At 73.1% G+C, this 17581-nt stretch carries 18 protein-coding genes and 1 other RNA gene; 10 read left to right on the forward strand and 9 right to left on the reverse strand.

Annotated features, from left to right (window positions below):
- The first annotated feature begins 23 nt into the window (after positions 1-23).
- The 4 genes from ACFZDC_RS22775 to ACFZDC_RS22790 are packed head-to-tail and all read left to right on the forward strand — an operon-like array spanning position 24 to position 3505.
- A complete protein-coding gene (locus ACFZDC_RS22775; RefSeq protein ID WP_391326545.1) occupies positions 24-842 on the forward strand; it encodes a heterodisulfide reductase-related iron-sulfur binding cluster in 819 nt (272 codons plus the stop codon).
- Complete coding sequence (locus tag ACFZDC_RS22780) at positions 839-2284, forward strand: LutB/LldF family L-lactate oxidation iron-sulfur protein (RefSeq protein ID WP_391326468.1); 1446 nt, start codon at positions 839-841, stop codon at positions 2282-2284. The genes ACFZDC_RS22775 and ACFZDC_RS22780 overlap by 4 nt, the downstream gene beginning before the upstream one ends.
- Positions 2281-2925, forward strand: a complete 645-nt coding sequence (locus ACFZDC_RS22785) for an LUD domain-containing protein (protein ID WP_391326470.1) — start codon at positions 2281-2283, stop codon at positions 2923-2925. The genes ACFZDC_RS22780 and ACFZDC_RS22785 overlap by 4 nt, the downstream gene beginning before the upstream one ends.
- A gap of 28 nt (positions 2926-2953) precedes the next feature.
- Positions 2954-3505 carry an ATP-binding protein gene (locus tag ACFZDC_RS22790; RefSeq protein WP_391326472.1) on the forward strand — a complete coding sequence of 184 codons (552 nt, stop codon included), beginning with the start codon at positions 2954-2956 and terminating at the stop codon, positions 3503-3505.
- Positions 3506-3564: 59 nt separating this feature from the next.
- Here the strand turns inward: ACFZDC_RS22790 and rnpB are convergent.
- An RNA gene (rnpB, locus tag ACFZDC_RS22795) (RNase P RNA component class A) lies at positions 3565-3968 on the reverse strand.
- A 303-nt stretch (positions 3969-4271) separates the two neighbouring features.
- Complete coding sequence (locus tag ACFZDC_RS22800) at positions 4272-5705, reverse strand: RNB domain-containing ribonuclease (RefSeq protein ID WP_391326474.1); 1434 nt, start codon at positions 5703-5705, stop codon at positions 4272-4274.
- A gap of 81 nt (positions 5706-5786) precedes the next feature.
- Between ACFZDC_RS22800 and yaaA the strand changes: the two genes are divergently transcribed.
- Complete coding sequence (yaaA, locus tag ACFZDC_RS22805; protein WP_391326476.1) at positions 5787-6569, forward strand: peroxide stress protein YaaA; 783 nt, start codon at positions 5787-5789, stop codon at positions 6567-6569.
- Between the two features lie 73 nt (positions 6570-6642).
- A complete protein-coding gene (eda, locus tag ACFZDC_RS22810; RefSeq protein WP_391326478.1) occupies positions 6643-7305 on the forward strand; it encodes a bifunctional 4-hydroxy-2-oxoglutarate aldolase/2-dehydro-3-deoxy-phosphogluconate aldolase in 663 nt (220 codons plus the stop codon).
- Here eda and ACFZDC_RS22815 read toward each other — a convergent pair.
- Genes ACFZDC_RS22815 through ACFZDC_RS22825 form a run of 3 tightly spaced genes read right to left on the reverse strand, consistent with a single transcriptional unit; the run spans position 7277 to position 10241 of the window.
- Positions 7277-8632 carry a bifunctional RNase H/acid phosphatase gene (locus ACFZDC_RS22815; protein ID WP_391326480.1) on the reverse strand — a complete coding sequence of 452 codons (1356 nt, stop codon included), beginning with the start codon at positions 8630-8632 and terminating at the stop codon, positions 7277-7279. The genes eda and ACFZDC_RS22815 overlap by 29 nt on opposite strands.
- A 12-nt stretch (positions 8633-8644) precedes the next feature.
- Complete coding sequence (locus ACFZDC_RS22820; protein WP_391326547.1) at positions 8645-9388, reverse strand: C4-type zinc ribbon domain-containing protein; 744 nt, start codon at positions 9386-9388, stop codon at positions 8645-8647.
- A 13-nt stretch (positions 9389-9401) separates the two neighbouring features.
- Entirely contained in the window at positions 9402-10241 is an 840-nt protein-coding gene (locus ACFZDC_RS22825; RefSeq protein WP_391326482.1) for a Nif3-like dinuclear metal center hexameric protein, read from the reverse strand.
- Positions 10242-10428: 187 nt separating this feature from the next.
- On the opposite strand from ACFZDC_RS22825, the gene ACFZDC_RS22830 reads away from it, so the two are divergent.
- Positions 10429-11667, forward strand: a complete 1239-nt coding sequence (locus ACFZDC_RS22830; RefSeq protein WP_391326483.1) for a hypothetical protein — start codon at positions 10429-10431, stop codon at positions 11665-11667.
- A gap of 96 nt (positions 11668-11763) precedes the next feature.
- Positions 11764-11922 carry a hypothetical protein gene (locus tag ACFZDC_RS22835; RefSeq protein WP_391326485.1) on the forward strand — a complete coding sequence of 53 codons (159 nt, stop codon included), beginning with the start codon at positions 11764-11766 and terminating at the stop codon, positions 11920-11922.
- Between the two features lie 51 nt (positions 11923-11973).
- Here the strand turns inward: ACFZDC_RS22835 and ACFZDC_RS22840 are convergent, their stop codons facing one another.
- From ACFZDC_RS22840 to ACFZDC_RS22850, 3 genes are read right to left on the reverse strand one after another with little or no spacing between them, the layout of a single operon-like run.
- Positions 11974-12912 carry a 3-oxoacyl-ACP reductase gene (locus ACFZDC_RS22840; RefSeq protein ID WP_391326487.1) on the reverse strand — a complete coding sequence of 313 codons (939 nt, stop codon included), beginning with the start codon at positions 12910-12912 and terminating at the stop codon, positions 11974-11976.
- Positions 12913-12924: 12 nt separating this feature from the next.
- Entirely contained in the window at positions 12925-14001 is a 1077-nt protein-coding gene (locus ACFZDC_RS22845; RefSeq protein WP_391326489.1) for an alcohol dehydrogenase catalytic domain-containing protein, read from the reverse strand.
- A 37-nt stretch (positions 14002-14038) separates the two neighbouring features.
- Positions 14039-14950 (reverse strand): MaoC/PaaZ C-terminal domain-containing protein, encoded by a 912-nt coding sequence (locus tag ACFZDC_RS22850; protein ID WP_391326491.1) that lies wholly within the window; start codon positions 14948-14950, stop codon positions 14039-14041.
- A 394-nt stretch (positions 14951-15344) separates the two neighbouring features.
- Between ACFZDC_RS22850 and ACFZDC_RS22855 the strand changes: the two genes are divergently transcribed.
- A complete protein-coding gene (locus ACFZDC_RS22855; protein ID WP_391326493.1) occupies positions 15345-16622 on the forward strand; it encodes a histidine kinase in 1278 nt (425 codons plus the stop codon).
- Here ACFZDC_RS22855 and ACFZDC_RS22860 read toward each other — a convergent pair.
- Positions 16600-16845: an AbfB domain-containing protein gene (locus ACFZDC_RS22860; protein WP_391326494.1), complete on the reverse strand. Its 246-nt coding sequence runs from the start codon at positions 16843-16845 to the stop codon at positions 16600-16602. The two genes, ACFZDC_RS22855 and ACFZDC_RS22860, sit on opposite strands and share 23 nt — an antisense overlap.
- A 63-nt stretch (positions 16846-16908) precedes the next feature.
- On the opposite strand from ACFZDC_RS22860, the gene ACFZDC_RS22865 reads away from it, so the two are divergent.
- On the forward strand, positions 16909-17562 hold the full coding sequence (locus ACFZDC_RS22865) for a response regulator (RefSeq protein ID WP_391326496.1): 654 nt from the start codon (positions 16909-16911) through the stop codon (positions 17560-17562).
- The last annotated feature ends 19 nt before the right edge of the window (positions 17563-17581 follow it).

Below are 17581 nucleotides of genomic sequence, written 5' to 3' on the forward strand. Positions count from 1 at the left end.
CGCCCTCGTCGACCGGAGGAACCATGCGGATCGCCCTGTTCGTCACCTGCCTGACCGACACGCTCTACCCGGAGACCGGCCAGGCGGTCGTGAGGCTGCTGGAGCGCCTGGGCTGCGCGGTGGAGTTCCCCGCCGGCCAGACCTGCTGCGGCCAGATGCACTTCAACACCGGCTACCAGCGGGAGTGCGTGCCCCTCGTGCGCCGCTTCGCCGAAACCTTCACCGGCTACGACGCGGTCGTCACCCCCTCGGGCTCCTGCGCGGCCATGGTGCGCGAGTACCACGGGCGGGTCGCCGAGGTGGGCGGGGACACCGGGCTGGCCGCGGCGGTGCGGGACACGCCGGCCGTCCACGAGCTGTCGGAGTTCATCGTCGACGTCCTCGGCGTCACCGATGTCGGCGCCTACTTCCCGCACCGGGTCACCTTCCATCCGACGTGCCACTCACAGCGCATGCTCGGCGTGGGCGACAGGCCGCTCAGGCTGTTGCGGGCGGTACGCGGCATCGATCTGGTCGAGCTGCCGGCCGCCGAGCAGTGCTGCGGGTTCGGCGGCACCTTCGCCCTGAAGAACCACGACACCTCGGTGGCCATGTGCGCGGACAAGGTGCGGCATGTGCTGAGCACCGGAGCCGAGGTGCTGTGCGCGGGCGACAACTCCTGCCTCATGCACATCGGCGGCGTCCTGTCCCGGCTGCGTACCGGGGTACGCACCCTGCACCTGGCCGAGATTCTCGCCGCCACCGAGGAGGACCAGGCACCGGCCGCCTCCCGGTCGCGGGCCGCCCCGCACTCCGGGAAGCCCCGGCGGTCCCCTCGCACCGCGGAAAGGAACGCCCCATGAGCGGCCCCACCTTCCTGGGCACGCCCGCCTTCCCGTCGGCGGCACGCACCGCGCTCGCCGACACCCGGCTGCGGCACAACCTCGCCCACGCCACCACCACCATCCGCCACAAGCGCGAGGAGGCGGTGACCGAGGTGGACGACTGGGAGGCGCTGCGCGAGGCCGGACGTGCCGTCAAGGAGCGCACCCTGCGCCACCTGGACCACTACCTGCTGCAGTTGGAGGAGCGGGTCACCGCGGCGGGCGGCCAGGTGCACTGGGCGCGCGACGGCCAGGAGGCGGCACGGATCGTCGTCGACCTCGTCCAGGCCACCGGCGAACGGGAGGTCGTCAAGGTCAAGTCGATGGCCACGCAGGAGATCGGCCTGAACGAGGCACTGGCCGACGCGGGCATCGCCGCGTACGAGACCGACCTGGCCGAACTGGTCGTCCAGCTGGGCGAGGACCGGCCCTCACACATCCTGGTGCCGGCCATCCACCGCAACCGGGCGGAGATCAGGGAGATCTTCCTGCGCACCATGGGGGATCACGGCCGTGCGGCGCCGGCCGATCTGGGCGACGATCCGAGGGAGCTGGCCGAGGCGGCCCGCCGGCATCTGCGGGAGAAGTTCCTGCGCGCCAAGGTCGGGGTGTCCGGGGCGAACTTCCTGGTGGCCGAGACCGGCACCGCGGTCGTCGTGGAGTCCGAGGGCAACGGGCGGATGTGCCTCACCCTGCCCGAAACCCTCATCTCCGTCGTCGGCATCGAGAAGGTCGTTCCCACCTGGCAGGATCTGGAGGTCTTCCTCCAGCTGCTGCCCCGCTCCTCCACCGGCGAGCGGATGAACCCCTACACCTCGTCGTGGACCGGCACCACCGCGGACGACGGGCCGCGCGCCTTCCACCTGGTGCTCCTGGACGGCGGCCGTACCGACACGCTCGCCGACCCCGTCGGACGCCAGACGCTCAACTGCATCCGCTGCTCGGCCTGTCTGAACGTCTGCCCCGTCTACGAACGCGTCGGCGGGCACGCCTACGGCTCGGTCTACCCCGGCCCGATCGGTGCCATCCTCACCCCGCAACTGCGCGGCACCGCGGCCGAGGCCGACCGCTCGCTGCCGTACGCCTCGACGCTGTGCGGAGCCTGCTACGAGGTCTGCCCCGTCAAGATCAACATCCCGGAGGTCCTGGTTCACCTGCGGGCCCGAGTGGTCGACGAGGCCCGTACCCGAAAGGTGCCGAGTCCTGAGCGGCTGGCCATGGCGGCGGCGCGCTCGGTGCTCTCCAGCCCGTCCCGGCTGGCGGCGGCGCAGCGCGCCGCGGCCGCGGCCGGGCGGCTGGCCGGCCGCGGCGGCCGGATCAGCCGGCTGCCCGGCCCGGCCTCGGCGTGGACCGAAGCACGTGACGTACCGGCCCCGGCCCGGGAGAGCTTTCGGGCCTGGTGGAGGAGGACGCACCAGTGAACGCGCGGACAGAAGTGCTCAGTCGTATCCGGCGGGCACTCGCGGACGTCCCCGAAGGGGAGCGCCCCGAGGACGTACCCGTCACCCGTACCTACGCGCGAGGCGGTACGGCGGCCGCCGGTTCCCCGGAGGTGCTGGAACTGCTCACCACGCGGCTCGCCGACTACGGCGCCTCGGTGCGACTGGTGACCGAAGAGGAGGCCCCCACGGCCATCGCGCAGACGCTGAGCGCCCGCGGTGCCGCATGCGTCGTGGTGCCACAGGGCTTCCCCCCTGCCTGGCTGGCCGCACTCGACCCGCACCGGGTGCTGGACGACCGTCCGCAGGTGCCCGTCCGCGAACTGGACCGGGTCGACAGTGTGGTCACGACCGCAGCCGTCGCGATCGCCGAGACCGGCACCCTCGTCCTGGACGGCGGTCCCGGACAGGGACGACGCGCTCTGACCCTGGTGCCCGACCACCATGTGTGCGTGCTGCGGGCCGACCAGGTGGTGGCCTGCGTTCCCGAGGCGCTGGCCCGCCTGGATCCCGTCCGGCCGCTGACGTTCGTCTCCGGACCATCGGCGACCAGCGACATCGAACTCGACCGGGTGGAAGGTGTGCACGGACCGCGCACGCTCCACGCCCTCGTCGTCGTGTGACCCTGCGTCCGTCATGACAGGAGTTGTCATGCCTGCCCGAAACCAAGAACCGCGCCCCCACGCGGCAGTGCCGTCCGACGTCACGGAGCCGCGCCCGCAGCACCCCAGCGCCCTCGCCGTCTGTGCGCTGCCGGCCGAAGAGGAGGCGGTGTCGCAGGCGAGAGCCTTCGTGGGGGTGCAGTTGACCGCATGGCGGATCGGCGAGGAGGTCGTCGACGCGGCCCGCCTCGTCGTCTCCGAGTTCGTGACCAACACGGTCCGGCACAGCCCCTCCGCCGACGTCAGCCTCCGCCTCACGCGTTCCCGGGCCGGCGTGTGGATCGAGGTCTTCGACAGCGGCACATGGCACCCTCCCGCCACCGGTGGCCCGTACGACGATCTGTCGGAGGGCGGCCGGGGACTGATGCTGGTGCAGGCGCTGAGCCGGCAGTGCGGTGTGCACCGCACGGCGTACGGCACCTGTGCCTGGGCGACCATGTCGGAACATCCGCCGGGGGGACGGCGGGCCCGCACAGGAGGCCGCCGCGCTCCGCGAACCACACCGGCACCACCACCGCCCCGGACGACCGCCCGGCCGTGACGTCCACCGCCCGGCCACGCTGCTCCGGGCCACGGCCGCCTCCCGCGACAGCGGAGCGGCAGACGAGTCGGGCTGTACGCCGGGTTCTGTTCCCCGAGGTCCTCGCGGTCCTCGGGGCGACGGCCATCCATCTAGGGCCGGTGTTGCCACCGGCCTCGTGCGGTCTACCCGCGGACTCGGGCGGGCAGCCCTCGAACGTCCGCGCAGAGCGCTTTTCACGGCGCTCCTCTTGACCTTGCTCCGGGTGGGGTTTACCTAGCTGCCCAGGTCACCCTGGGCACTGGTGGTCTCTTACACCACCGTTTCACCCTTACCGAGGGCCGAGGCCCCCGGCGGTCTGCTTTCTGTGGCACTGTCCCGCGGGTCACCCCGGGTGGCCGTTAGCCACCACCCTGCCCTGTGGAGCCCGGACGTTCCTCGGGAAGCCCCCTAGGGGACTCCACGCGGCCGTCCGCCCGGCTCGTCTGCCGTGCCGACCATGGTACCGGGCGTGTGGGCCGGCGCGGACCGGCGGTGGCCGTCGCCAGGACCGAGCCCGCCAGGACGAGGGCGAAGGCGGCCAGCACCGTGGGGTCAGCGGTTCGTCCAGGAACAGGGCTCCCGCCGCCCGGGATGTACTCGGGTGATGCGACAACGCGGCGAGGTGCCGTGCCGGGCGTCGCGAGCCGGTGAACCCTTCCGGTCAAAGCACCGGCGGTGTCAGCCGTCAAGGGGGCGACCAGGGGGGCTCCGCTCCAACACGGCGAAGGCGGACCCGTACGCGTTCTCACGCGGGCGTGAAGAGGATCTTCGCCGTCCCCGGGTCCGCCCTGGTGAGCCGGACCCGCAGCCGTTCGCCGAGCGGCAGGTGCTCGCCCTCGATCCGGCCGATCACCGCCGGGGACGCCAACTGGACGGTGCCGACGTTCGGTTGATGGTCGGAGAGGTCGACCACGCAGCCGTCGAAGAGGTCTCCGACCCGGTCCTTGAGCAGGGCTGCCTCGACGATGTCGACGCACTCCCGCTCGACCGTGCCCGCGAGGCGGGAACCCTCGGCCATCCGCCGGGGCAGGCTGTCGAGTGCGGTGAGCACCCAGGCGGGCGGGGTTCGGCCGGCGACGGCCGCGAGGCAGAGCTCGCCGGCATAGCGGTCGGCGAGGCGGCGCAGCGGGGCGGTGCAGTGGGCGTAGGGGGCGGCGACGGCCGCGTGCGTGGTGAGCGCGGGCAGGTTCCCGTCCCGGAAGACCGTGTAGCCCGCGCCGCGCAGCAGGGTCGTGCACTCCTGCAGGAAGGCCGCGTGGTGCGGCTGGTGCGGGTCGAGGCCGCGGATCAGTGCCGCGTACGACACGTGGTGCGGCCAGTCGATGTCGAGGGCGACCGCGGTGCGGCGCAGGCGGGCGACGGCGCCGTCCGGAGCGGCCGGCAGCGTGCGCAGGATGCCGGTGCCCGTGGCCAGCATCAGTTCGGCGGCGGCCATGCCCGTCAGCAGGGAGAGCTGGGCGTTCCAGTCCTCGGCGGGGAGCGGGGCGCGGTAGCTCAGCTCGTAGGTGTGGTCCCGCTCGGTGATTTCCTGCTCGGGCACGTCGAGCGAGATGCCGCCGCGCTCCACCTCCAGCCGTTCCCGGGCCCGACCGATCTCCTTGAGCAGGGCGACCGGCCCCTCGGCCGTCCCGCTGTCGATCTGCCGCTGCACGCCCGCGTAGTCGAGCTTCGCCCGGCTGCGGACGAGCGCCCTGCGCACGTCGAGGGCGACGGTACGGCCCTCCGCGTCCAGGTCGATCGTCCACAGCACGGCCGGCCGGGTCTGGTCCGGCAGCAGGCTCGCGGCGCCCTCGCTGAGGACGGCGGGGTGCAGCGGGACCTTCTCGTCGGGGAAGTAGAGGGTGTTCACCCGCTGGTGCGTCTCCGCGTCCAGCGCCCCACCGGGTGCGACGAAGGCGGCGACGTCGGCGATGGCGTACCGGACCCGGTAGCCGGTGCCCTGCCGGGACAGGTGCATGGCCTGGTCGAGGTCGGTGGAGGTGAGGGGGTCGAGGGTGAAGAAGGGGAGGTCGGTGGCGTCGTGCGACGGCGGGGCGGGGGCTTTCGCCGACCGCTCGGCCTCCTCCCGCACCTCGGCCGGAAAGGCCTCCGGTATGCCGAGTTCCGCGCGGAGCGCGGCGAGGGCCGCCCGGAGGGGGGCCTCGGGGGCACCGGTCACGCGGATCCTGCGGCGGGGCATGTGTCGAGCGTAGGGCGCGGGCGCCTCGGCAGCACCCCGTACCCTGGCGCAGAGCCGAAGGCCGAAGAGAAGGAGTACCTGGTGCTGGTCCTGCTGCCGCCCTCGGAAGGCAAGGCGAACTCGGGCCGCGGCGCCCCGCTGAAGCCGGAGTCGCTCTCCCTGCCGGGGCTGGCCGGTGCGCGGGATGCCGTGCTCGGGGAGCTCGTGGAGCTGTGCGCCGCTGACGAGGAGAAGGCGCGCGAGGTGCTGGGGCTGAGCAAGGGGCTGCGCGGGGAAGTGGCGAAGAACGCCGGGCTGCGCACGGCCGGGGCCCGCCCCGCCGGGGAGATCTACACCGGTGTCCTGTACGACGCCCTGGACCTGGCCTCGCTGGACGCGGCGGCGAAGAGGCGTGCGGCGCGTTCGCTGCTGGTCTTCTCCGGGCTGTGGGGCGCGGTGCGCGTGACGGACCGTATCCCTTCCTACCGCTGCTCGATGGGTGTGAAGCTGCCGGGTCTCGGCGCGCTGGCCGGGCACTGGCGTGCGCCGATGGCCGAGGTGCTGCCCGAGGCGGCCGGCGACGGCCTGGTGCTCGACCTGCGCTCCGCCGCCTACGCGGCCGCCTGGAAGCCGAAGGGTGAGGTCGCCGGGCGGACCGCGACCGTGCGGGTGCTGCACGCGCCGACACGTAAGGTCGTCAGCCACTTCAACAAGGCCACGAAGGGCCGGATCGTACGGAGCCTGCTGTCGGCCGGGACCGCCCCGAAGGACCCCGCCGCGCTGGTGGAGGCGCTGCGGGACCTCGGGTACGAGGTGGAGGCGCAGGCGCCGGGCAGGGCCGGGAAGCCGTGGGCGCTGGACGTGCTGGTGGAGGAGATCCACTGAGAGGTCGATGAGCGCGTTGCAGCATGCGCAACGCGCTTTGCGCATGCTGCCGCACGTGGGCACGATGTGGGGCATGACCTCACCGCTGCATCCGTTTTCGGCTGCCTCCGTGCTGGATCTCGCGCCCGTCGTGCCCGTCGTGGTCGTGTCCGACGCCTCCCACGCCGTACCGCTGGCACGTGCGCTGGTGGCCGGCGGGCTGCCCGCGATCGAGGTGACCCTGAGGACGGCCGCCGCGCAGGACGCGATCCGGGCGATCGCCGACGAGGTGCCGGACGCGGTGGTCGGGGCGGGCACGGTCATCACACCGGAGCAGGTGCGCCGGTGCGTGGCGGCCGGGGCGCGGTTCCTGGTCAGCCCCGGGTGGACGGACGCGCTGCTGGCGGCGATGCGGGCGTCCGGGGTGCCCTTCCTGCCGGGGGTGTCCACCACCTCGGAGGTGGTGGCGCTGTTGGAGCGCGGGGTGCGCGAGATGAAGTTCTTCCCGGCGCAGGCGGCCGGTGGCACGGCCTATCTGAGGTCCCTGGCCGGTCCGCTGCCGCAGGCCCGCTTCTGCCCGACGGGCGGGATCGGGCCCGCGACCGCCCCGGAGTACCTCTCCCTGCCCAACGTCGGCTGCGTGGGCGGGAGTTGGATGGTCCCGGCGGACGCGGTGGCCGCCGGGGACTGGGCCCGGATCGAGGAGCTCGCGCGGGCCGCCGCCGGACTCAGGGACGCAGGTGGGACGTGTCGTTGAACAGCCGCACGCTCGCGTTGCCGTCGGCGTAGTACGCCACCGCCGACAGGGAGGCGGCGGAGAGTTCCATGCGGAACAGCGCCTGGTCCGGGGCGCCGAGGGCGAGCCGGACCAGGGTCTTGATCGGGGTGACGTGGGTGACCAGCAGGACCGTACGGCCCGCGTGGGCCGCGACCAGCTTCTCCCGGGTGGCCTCGATCCGGGTGGCGGTCTCCGCGAAGCTCTCGCCCCCGCCGGTGGGGTGGGCCTCGGGATCGGCGAGCCAGGCGTTCAGGTCGTCCGGGTAGCGCTCGCGGACCTCGCCGAAGGTGAGGCCCTCCCAGGCGCCGAAGTCCGTCTCCCGCAGCCCCTCCTCGATCGCCACGTCGAGGCCGAGGCGGGCGGCGACGATGCCGGCGGTCTCGCGGGTGCGGGCGAGCGGGGAAGCGACGATCGCCTGGATGGTGCCGCGCTGGGCGAGGGCCGCCGCGACGCGTTGCGCCTGCTCCCGGCCGGCGTCGGAGAGGGACGGGTTCGTGCCGCCGCTGCCGGAGAACCGCTTCTGGGGGGTGAGCGGGGTTTCGCCGTGGCGGAGCAGTACGAAGGTGGCGGGGGCGCCGAGGTCGGGGGCCGCGCTCCAGCCGGGGGTGGAGGGGCGCTGCTCGCCGGAGCCGGACGGTGGCTGCTCACCGGGGGCGGTGAGGCGCTGCTCGCCGGGGGCCGTGGGGCGCTGCTCGCCGGGAGGTGCCGCTTCGCGCGGGACGGGTGCCGCCGCAGCGGCACGGGTGCCCGCAGCCGCGGTGGCCGCGTCGGCCTTCGCCAGGGCCGCACGGGCCTTCGCCGCGCCCGCTGCCGCGTCACCGGGCGGACCCGAGGGTTCGGGGAGGGCGGGCGGGGTGTCCAGGGCGGCGCGGGACGTCGACGCGGACCACTGTTCGCCCCTGGCGCCCGCGTCCATGGCCTCGTTGGCGAGGCGGTCGGCGTGCTTGTTGCGCTCGCGCGGGATCCACTCGTAGGTGACCTGGCCGGGAGCGAGCACGCGGTTCGCCTCGGCCGCCAGCGGCTTCATGTCGGGGTGCTTGATCTTCCAGCGGCCCGACATCTGCTCGATGACCAGCTTGGAGTCCATCCGGACGTGGACCCGGGCGTCGGGGTCCAGGGCGTGCGCGGCGCGCAGGCCGGCCAGCAGACCCCGGTACTCGGCCACGTTGTTGGTGGCGATGCCGATGTACTCGGCCGCCTCGGCCAGGGTCTCCCCCGTCGCCGCGTCGCTCACCACGGCCCCGTAGCCCGCGGGCCCGGGGTTGCCCCGCGACCCGCCGTCGGCCTCGACGATGAACTCCCGCACCGCGCCGGCTCCCTACAGACCCGACTCGGCCGTACGCACCAGGATGCGGCGGCAGTTCTCGCAGCGGACCACCGTGTCCGGCGCCGCCGCGCGGATCTCGCTCAGCTCGGTGATCGCCAGCTCCTGGCGGCAGCCCTGGCAGGTGCGGGCGTACAGCTTGGCCGCGCCGATGCCGCCCTGCTGCGCGCGCAGCTTGTCGTACAGCTTGAGCAGGTCGGCGGGGACGGCGGCGGCGATGACCTCGCGCTCCTTGGTCACCGAGGCGACCTCGCCGTCGATCTCCTCGAACGCGGCGTCCCGGCGGCCGGTGGCGTCGCCGATCTTCGCCTGGACGGAGGAGACCCGCTCGGTCAGCTCGCCCACCCGCTCCTGCACGGCCTCGCGGCGCTCCATGACCTCCAGGACGACGTCCTCCAGGTCGCCCTGCCGCTTGGCGAGGGAGGCGATCTCGTGCTGGAGGTTGGACAGGTCCTTCGGCGAGGTGACGGCGCCGGAGTCCAGGCGCTGCTGGTCGCGGGCGGCACGCCGGCGCACCTGGTCCACGTCCTGCTCGGCCTTGGTCTGCTCGCGGGCCGTGTCGCTCTCCTCGGTCTGCGCGGCCACCAGCAGGTCGCGCAGCTGCGTGAGGTCCTTGGTCAGCGATTCGATCTCGGCGTGCTCGGGCAGGGACTTCCGCTTGTGCGCGAGTTGCTGCAGGCGGACGTCGAGGGCCTGGACGTCGAGGAGTCGGATCTGGTCGGCGGGCGAGGCGTTCAGTTGGGGGCTCCCGTTAGTTCGTGGGGGCGGTGGACGCCGCGTGGGCGGTCCAGGGGTCGGTGACCGTCTTGGAGACGTGGACCCTGAGGTCCCAGCCGTGGCGGTCGGAGATCTCGTCGAGCTGGGCTGCGGCCAGCTCGCACCAGGGCCACTCGGTGGCCCAGTGCGCCGCGTCGAGCAGCGCGAGGGGGCTCTGGGCCACCGCCTCGGAGGCGGGGTGGTGGCGCAGGTCGGCGGTGAGGAAGGCGTCGACGCCGGCCGCGCGGACGTGGTCGAAGAGGCTGTCGCCGGAGCCGCCGCTGACGGCGACCGTGCGGACGACGGCCTCGGGGTCGCCGGCCACTCGGATGCCCTGTGCGGTGGCCGGCAGCCGCTCGGCGGCGCGGGCGGCCAGCTCGCGGACGGTCATCGGGTGGTCCAGCTCGCAGACGCGGCCCAGGCCTCGGCAGCCGTTGGGGTCGGTGGGGTCCGGCACGAGGGGTCGTACGACCCGGAGGTCGAGTGCGCCGGCGAGCGCGTCGGAGACGCCCGGATCGGCCGTGTCGGCGTTGGTGTGGGCCACGTGCAGGGCGATGTCGTTCTTGATCAGGGTGTGCACGGCCCGGCCCTTGAAGGTGGAGGCCGCGACCGTGGTCGTCCCGCGCAGATAGAGCGGGTGGTGGGTGACCAGCAGGTCGGCTCCGAGCTTCACCGCCTCGTCGACGATCTCCTGGACGGGATCGACGGCGAACAGGACCCTGGTCACCTTCTGGTCGGGGTCGCCCACGACCGTGCCGACCGCGTCCCAGGACTCGGCCCGCTCGGCGGGCCACAGGTTCTCCAGCGCGGCGATGACTTCAGACAGACGGGGCACGGGGAAAAGGCTACCTGGCCGTTCTGCCGGGCTGTACCGCGTCCGCTTCCTCTGGTCCGGGCAGCACATACGCCCCGTTGTCCTCAGAGGAATCGCTTCTGCACCACCCGTATGTGTGAAGCCGGGGTCGGCCGGTCCCCCGTCTGTGCGTGTGATAACTAGCTTCGTCGCCGGAGGTGACCGAACGATGACAGCCTGTGCGATCGAACCCCCCTCCACCGGCGAGGACGGCGGTGTGCCGGGGACGGGGTGCGCCATCACGGTGGACGGCGCGTACGGCGCCCGCCTCGCGCTGGACGGCGATTCCTGGTTCCCGGAGCGCTGGACCCTGGACGGCCCGGAGCCCTACGCGGTACCACTGCCCGGCAACCAGCCGGAGGAGCCCGGCACCCAGGTGCAGCCGATGGCGGACGGGCGGGTGCTGATCCACCGCGTGGTGGAGCGCCGGCACACCTTCTCGCTGCTGTACCCGACCGGCCCCGGCACCGGCGAGCTGCCGCTCGGCGCGGTGGAGTGCCCGGAGCCCGGCACCCGGCTGACGCTGCTGCCGCCGGCACCGGGCGGCGCCCAGGCGTACGCCCTCGCCGTCGGGCCGGGCTCGACGGCGGTGTGGCTCGTGGCGGGCGGTGCCTTCGGGCCCGAGCGGCTGGCGGAGCTCCCGGGGCGCTGCTCGGGCGGTGTGTGGCTGGACCGCTCCGGGCGGCTGCTCGCGCTGGACCGGGAACTCGGCGGGCGCACCAAGACGGTCGTGGCCGACCTGGCGCGCGGCGGCGAGGTCTCGCCCCTGCTGCAGATCGCGGACACCAGCGACGACCGGCTGCTGCTCGCCGACCCGGACAGTGGGCTGCTGCTGATCTCCTCGGACGCGCCCTCGCCGGGGCAGGAACGATTGGGCTGGGGGGTCATGGGCAGCATGCTGCCGGTGCGCTTCCCCGAGTGCCTGCGGCTCCCGGACTGCGCGGTGACGCCGTTCGCGGTCCAGCCGGGGCAGGTCCTGATGCCGGAGGACTGCGCGGTGGCGCTGCGCATCACCGGGCCGTTCGGCAGTTGGATCGGCACCTGGCGGCCGGCCGAGCGGCAGGTATGCCATGTGCCCGCGCCGGAGGGGTGGTTGAGCGGGGCCGGGCTGTGGACGCGGGACGGGGTGCTGCGGCTGCCGTACGCCACGGGGGAGGTCCCGTGCGGCGTGGCGGAGCTGACGGCACCCACGACGGAAGCGGGGGGCGTGGGCGTCGCGCGCGGTACGGCCGCCGCGGAGCCGGGGGGAACGGGGGACGCGGGTCCGGAGGGTCCGGTCCGGGACGGCACGGCTGCCGGGGCGCCCGAGGCGTCCTGGCAGGCGGCGGAACCGGAGCCTCCGGACCCGGTGATGGCCCGTCCGGTGCCGCTGCAACAGGCTCCGCTCGGAGGTCTTGTAACGAAGTAGTGCCGGTTGGCGTGTGCGCCTGGATTCGGCCCGCGGTGTGTTGGTTAAACTCGCCCGGCTGTACGAAAGATCATGTTGACGGGGTGAATTCTTCCGATGAGCGACACCAGCACGACCGAGCAGCTGTCTGCCGACTCTCAGGGCAGGGTCGGCCACGGCCGGCACCGGGGCCCGATCGCGGCTCAGGACAGTGAGACGACTCCGCACGGCCGGCATCGCAAGCCGGCCGAGGAAACGGCCGACGCGGCTGCCTGACAGTACAGGGAAAGAGGGGCTTTCCGTCACCCGGCGGCAGCCCCTCTTTTTTCACCCTCGGTGCAGGCCCAGGACCTCCGCCGCGGCGAACGTCTCCCCCAGTGGCCGGTCCGCGTAGTGCGGGGTGAGCAGTGCGTCGAGTTCGTCGTACGTGAACGTCTCCTGTTTGCTGTCGAACTTCGCCTGTACACGTGGGCGTTCCACGACGGCGACCATGCCGCCGTGGACGACGAACAGCTGGCCGCTGACCCGGGCGGCGGCGGGCGAGGCCAGGTAGCCGACGAGCGGGGCGACGTGCTCGGGCGCGAGCGGGTCAAGGCCCTCGTCCGGCCGGCGCAAACCCGCGAAGACGTCCTCGGTCATCCGGGTACGGGCGCGCGGGCAGATGGCGTTGGCCGTGACTCCGTACTTGGCGAGGGCGAGAGCGGTGGAGGTGGTCAGGCCGACGATTCCGCCCTTGGCCGCCGCGTAGTTGGGCTGTCCGGCGGAACCGGCCAGGAACGCCTCCGAGGAGGTGTTCACGATCCTCCCGTACACCTGTCCCCCGGCCGCCTTGGAGCGGTCCCGCCAGTGTGCGGCGGCGAAGTGGGTGGTGTTGAAGTGTCCCTTGAGGTGGACGCGGATCACCGCGTCCCACTCGTCCTCCGTCATGGAGAAGACCATGCGGTCGCGCAGGATGCCCGCGTTGTTGACGAGGACGTCCAGCCTGCCGAACTCGGCGACCGTCAGGCCGACGAGCTCGCGCGCCTGCCGGAAGTCGGAGACGTCCCCGGTGTGCGCGACGGCCCGGCCGCCCGCGTCCCGTATCTCGGCGGCGACCTGCTCGGCGGGCCCGGCGGAGGCCTCGCCGGAGCCGTCGCGGCCGGGCTGTCCGTAGTCGTTGACGACGACGGCCGCGCCGAGCCGGGCGAGTTCGAGGGCCTCGGCCCGGCCCAGTCCCCGTCCGGCGCCGGTGACGACGGCGGACAGTCCCTCAAGTGGCAGTGCCATTCCCGTCCGTCCTCAGATCTCGATGCACGTGCGCAGGGCCGTCCCGGTGCGCATCTGGTCCAGTGCCTCGTTGATCTCCGCCAGCGGCACCCGGTGGGTGATCAGGCCGGCCAGGTCGACGCGGCCCGCCCGCCACAGGGCGATGGTGCGCTCGTAGGAGCGCAGCACGTCCCCGCCGCCGTACAGGGACGGCAGGATCCGCTTCTCGTCGAAGAACAGCTCGAACATGTTGAGCTGAAGGAAGTCGTCCATGGCGCCGGCGCCGACCACGATCAGGGTGCCGCCGCGCCGGGTGTTCTCGTACGCGGTGCGGGCGGTGGCGGACCTGCCGACGACCTCGAAGACGTAGTCGAAGCCCTCGCCGCCGGTGACCTGCTGCCTGGCCTCGGCCAGCTCCTGCGGCGACACCGCCCTGGTGGCGCCGAACCGGAGAGCGGACTCGCGCCGGGAGGCGACCGGGTCGACGGCGACGATCTCGGCGGCGCCCTTGAGCCGCGCCCCCTGCACCGCGGAGATGCCGACGCCCCCGCAGCCGATGACGGCGACCGACGAACCGGCCTCCACGTCGGCGGTGTTGAGGGCCGCGCCGAGTCCGGTGGTCACCCCGCAGCCGATGAGCGCGGCGATGTCGAAGGGCACGTCGTCCGGGATCGGCACGGCGCAGCGGGCGTCCACGACGACTTCCTCGGCGAAGGTGCCGGTGCCCGCGAAGCCGAAGACGTCACCGCCGGGGCGCCTGAAGTTGGGGGTGCCCGCGTTCATGAAGCCGGCCAGGCACAGTTCGCTCTGGCCGCGTGTGCAGGCGGGACAGGCGCCGCAGGCGGGCAGCCAGCAGATGACGACCCGGTCGCCCGGCTTCAGGTGGCCCACGTTCTCGCCGGCTTCGAGGATCTCGCCGGCGCCCTCGTGCCCGGGGACGAACGGGGCCGGCTGCGGCAGCACCCCGTTCATCGCGGACAGGTCCGAGTGGCACAGCCCGGTGGCCCGTACCCGGACCCTCACTTTGCCGGGGCCGAAGCCGACCGCCTCGATGTCCTCGAGGACCTCCAGCTTGTCCTGGCCGATCTCGTGCAGTACGGCTGCGCGCATGGTGCGGCTCCCCTCGGAGGCTGTGTCGGGCGTGCTGTCAGGAGTGCTCAACGACGGTGTCGGCGAGGACCGGCGCATCGCCGCCCGCCCCCTCCCCACCTCGCTCGAGCGGGGGGACCTCCCTCGCCACGCCGACCGCGACCCGCACCCGGTCCGGCCCGCGCCACATCCGGATGCGCAGGGTCTCGCCCGGGAACACCACTCCGGCGAACCGCGTGGTGTAGGCGCGCACGCGGGTCACATCGCCGCCGAGCAGCGTGTCCACGACCGCCTTCAACGTGATGCCGTAGGTGCACAGCCCGTGCAGGATGGGCCGGTCGAACCCGGCGAGCTTGGCGAACTCGGGGTCGGCGTGCAGCGGGTTGTAGTCGCCGCAGAGGCGGTAGAGCAGGGCCTGGTCGGGGCGGATCGGCCGCTCCACGATCCGGTCGGGGTCTTTGGTGGGCGGGTCCGGACGCGTGCTGGGGCCGCGGTCGCCGCCCCAGCCGCCCTCGCCGCGTACGAAGATCTGGGCGTCGTTGGTCCACAGGGGGCCCGCCGCGTCCGTCACTTCCGTGCGCATGACGAGGACGGCGGCCTTGCCCTTGTCGTAGACGGCGGCGATGCGGCCGGTGGCGGTGGCGGTGCCCTCGGCCGGCAGCGGCCGGTGGATCCGCAGGGTCTGGCCGCCGTGCAGCACCTTGGCCAGGTCGACGTCGACGCCCGGCATGGACAGACCGCTGATCACGCCGGGCGAGCCGGCGCCGGCGACGGTGGCGAAGCTCGGCAGGACGTGCAGCCGGGACTCCAGGGTGTAGCGCAGCTCGTCGGGGTCGGTGGCGGGGCTGTCCTTGTCCGGGTTGGCGCCTGCGCCGATGCCGAGGTGGTAGAGCTGAACGTCCCTGGCGGTCCAGGAGATCTCACCGGTCCGGGGCTCGGCGGCGAGGGCCATGGCTGCGTCGATGGGCATGGGGCTCCTGACGGGTCTCAAGACCTCGGTGCGGACGTCCGCACCGTCGGCCGCACCGAGGTCGTCCACGGGCGGATCTAGAACGCGTTCCAGTCCGGCGCCCTCTGTATAGCCCAGCAGCCAGGAGTTGTGAAGCCTCCTGACGCTGCGTCAGATCAGTGGTCCGTGACATTTGTACTGCCCGGCTCCGTACATCCACGTCTTCCGCGGACGAGGGCCGGATTCCTACCGTCGTGGATACGGCGCGGAAGGGCTCACCGCGGTTCGCGCAGGGGCACGGGTCCGCTCCCGGTGCGATCATCGTGCCGACCATGTGGCTGCCGGCGTTCGATTCGTACGCTGTGCTGCCGTACCGCCGCCTGGGCGGGGACCATCTGATCGGGGGAACAGAGACATGACGTGGTGGCGGGGAGTGAAGTGCCGGGCGGCGGCCTGGCAGGCGGCACGGGTCCAGTGGAAGGCGGACCACGAGCGCTTCAGGACGGCCCAGCGAGCGGCCCGGAAGACGGGCTGTGCCGCCGCCGTCGACCACCCGGGCCCGCCGCCCACCGGCTTCACCTTGCTGCCCTGGCTGCTGTTGGGCATGGGGTCCTTCTCCAACCTGCTCCAAGGCAGGACCCCGACTCCGTGGATCGGCGGCCTGGGCCTGCTCGCCTTCAACTCGCTGTACATCTACGTCACCTTCCGCTCCTTCGACCGGCACAAGCGCGAGGCGACGTCCACCCGGGTGGCGCTGGGGCTGATGGGCCTGCTGACCACGGGTCTTGCACTCGGGTACGGGGGCAACTGGCTGCTGTTCTTCCCGCTGCTGGGTCTTGCGACCGGCGCCACGTTGCGCGGCCCGTGGCTGGGCCGCACCGGCCTGCTGCTCGCGGTGTACGCGGGGGGCGTCGCCGCGGTCCGCGACGGATGGTCGGGCGCCACGAACATCGCCTACGCGACCTTCCTGTCGAGCATGGTGACCGCGGCGATCCTCGGCCTGTCCGAGGCCGTGCGGGAACTGCGGGCCGCCCGGGAGGAGCTGGCCCGGCGGGCGGTGGAGAAGGAGCGGCTGCGCTTCTCCCGCGATCTGCACGACCTGCTCGGGCACACCCTGTCGGTGATCGTGGTGAAGTCGGAGGCGGCCCGGCGGCTGGCCCCGCGGAACCTGGACGCGGCACTCGCGCAGATCGGCGACATCGAGTCGGTGGGCCGGCAGGCGCTCACCGAGATCCGCGAGGCGGTCACCGGCTATCGCGAGGGCAGCCTGGCCACCGAGCTGGCCCGGGCTCGCTCGGCGCTGTCCGCGGCGAGCGTGCAGCCGCTGGTGCGGCAGTCCGGGACGCCGCTGGCGCCGCAGACCGAGGCGCTGCTCGGCTGGGTGGTGCGCGAGGCGGTCACCAACGTCGTGCGGCACAGCGACGCCACCCGCTGCGAGATCACCGTCGAGAGCGCCACCGAGCAGGCCCGGCTCACCGTCGCCGACAACGGCACCGGCAGGGCCGTCGCGCACCTCGTGGAGGGCATCGGCGGTACCGGTCTGAAGGGCCTGACCGAGCGCCTCGCGGCGGCGGGCGGCTCTCTGCGGGCCGGCCCGTCGCCGCGTGGCGGCTTCACGGTCACCGCCGAACTCCCCGTGGAGCCGGCGGAACTTGCTGGGGTGGGGGCGGTTACGGCGCCCAGGGCGGACTGACCGCCCCGCTGACGTCGTCGCTCCACGAGGTGCCGCTGCCAAAGGCGTTGGAGCCGCCGTTGCTCGCTATGCAGACGTTGAGGTTGTAGTGGCGCGGGTATCTCGTCGGGTAGTTGTACGAGGCGAACGAGGTGCCCGTGCCGCTCTTGCCGGTCCACGGGCAGAAGGTGGCGTCGGCTCCGATCGAAATACCGAACCTTTTCGGTGTCGAAATGCCGAACAAATACCGGAAATGCAGAGGCGATTGTTTGAGCGCCGGGAGCCGTCAAGGCCGCGGACACGGACAATGACGAGTCTTCGATTCGGCGCCCTTGGCTACGCTGGAGTCGTGAAGAACATCCGAGTCCTGCTCGCCGAGGACCAGGGCATGATGCGCGGCGCCCTCGCCCTGCTGCTCGGCATGGAGGACGACATCGAGGTGGTCGCCCAGGTCTCGGCCGGCGACGCGATCGTGGAGGCCGCGCTGACGCACCGGCCGGACGTCGCCCTGCTGGACATCGAACTCCCGGGCATCAGCGGGCTGGACGCCGCGGCCGAGCTGCGCGAGCAGGCGCCGGACTGCCGGGTGCTGATCCTGACCACCTTCGGCCGGCCCGGCTATCTGCGCCGGGCCATGGAGGCCGGGGCGGCCGGCTTCCTGGTCAAGGACGGGCCGGTGGAGGAACTGGCCCAGGCCGTCCGGCGTGTGCTCGCCGGAGAGACCGTGGTCGATCCGGTGCTGGCCGCGGCCGCGCTCAGCGCCGGGCCGAATCCGCTGACGGCCCGGGAGTGCGATGTGCTGCAGGCGTCGGCGGACGGGGCGAGCGTCGCCGACGTCGCCGCGACGCTCCACCTGTCCGAGTCCACGGTCCGCAACTACCTGTCGTCGGCCATCGGCAAGACCGGGACACGGAACCGGATGGAGGCGGTGCGGGAGGCCCGGCAGCAGGGATGGCTGTGAGCGGGGCCTCCCGCGCCCC

The organism is Streptomyces sp. NPDC007905 (assembly GCF_042959345.1).
Taxonomy (GTDB): Bacteria; Actinomycetota; Actinomycetes; order Streptomycetales; family Streptomycetaceae; genus Streptomyces.

Bases quoted from the DNA above. Each gene is read 5' to 3' on its own strand.
- eda (WP_391326478.1), top strand. From the start codon at position 6,643: ATGACCTCACCGCTGCATCCGTTTTCGGCTGCCTCCGTGCTGGATCTC.
- ACFZDC_RS22780 (WP_391326468.1), top strand. From the start codon at position 839: ATGAGCGGCCCCACCTTCCTGGGCACGCCCGCCTTCCCGTCGGCGGCA.
- ACFZDC_RS22775 (WP_391326545.1), top strand. From the start codon at position 24: ATGCGGATCGCCCTGTTCGTCACCTGCCTGACCGACACGCTCTACCCG.
- ACFZDC_RS22800 (WP_391326474.1), bottom strand. From the start codon at position 5,705: ATGCCCCGCCGCAGGATCCGCGTGACCGGTGCCCCCGAGGCCCCCCTC.
- ACFZDC_RS22790 (WP_391326472.1), top strand. From the start codon at position 2,954: ATGCCTGCCCGAAACCAAGAACCGCGCCCCCACGCGGCAGTGCCGTCC.
- ACFZDC_RS22835 (WP_391326485.1), top strand. From the start codon at position 11,764: ATGAGCGACACCAGCACGACCGAGCAGCTGTCTGCCGACTCTCAGGGC.
- ACFZDC_RS22850 (WP_391326491.1), bottom strand. From the start codon at position 14,950: ATGCCCATCGACGCAGCCATGGCCCTCGCCGCCGAGCCCCGGACCGGT.
- ACFZDC_RS22845 (WP_391326489.1), bottom strand. From the start codon at position 14,001: ATGCGCGCAGCCGTACTGCACGAGATCGGCCAGGACAAGCTGGAGGTC.
- ACFZDC_RS22840 (WP_391326487.1), bottom strand. From the start codon at position 12,912: ATGGCACTGCCACTTGAGGGACTGTCCGCCGTCGTCACCGGCGCCGGA.
- ACFZDC_RS22855 (WP_391326493.1), top strand. From the start codon at position 15,345: ATGACGTGGTGGCGGGGAGTGAAGTGCCGGGCGGCGGCCTGGCAGGCG.
- ACFZDC_RS22865 (WP_391326496.1), top strand. From the start codon at position 16,909: ATGACGAGTCTTCGATTCGGCGCCCTTGGCTACGCTGGAGTCGTGAAG.
- ACFZDC_RS22830 (WP_391326483.1), top strand. From the start codon at position 10,429: ATGACAGCCTGTGCGATCGAACCCCCCTCCACCGGCGAGGACGGCGGT.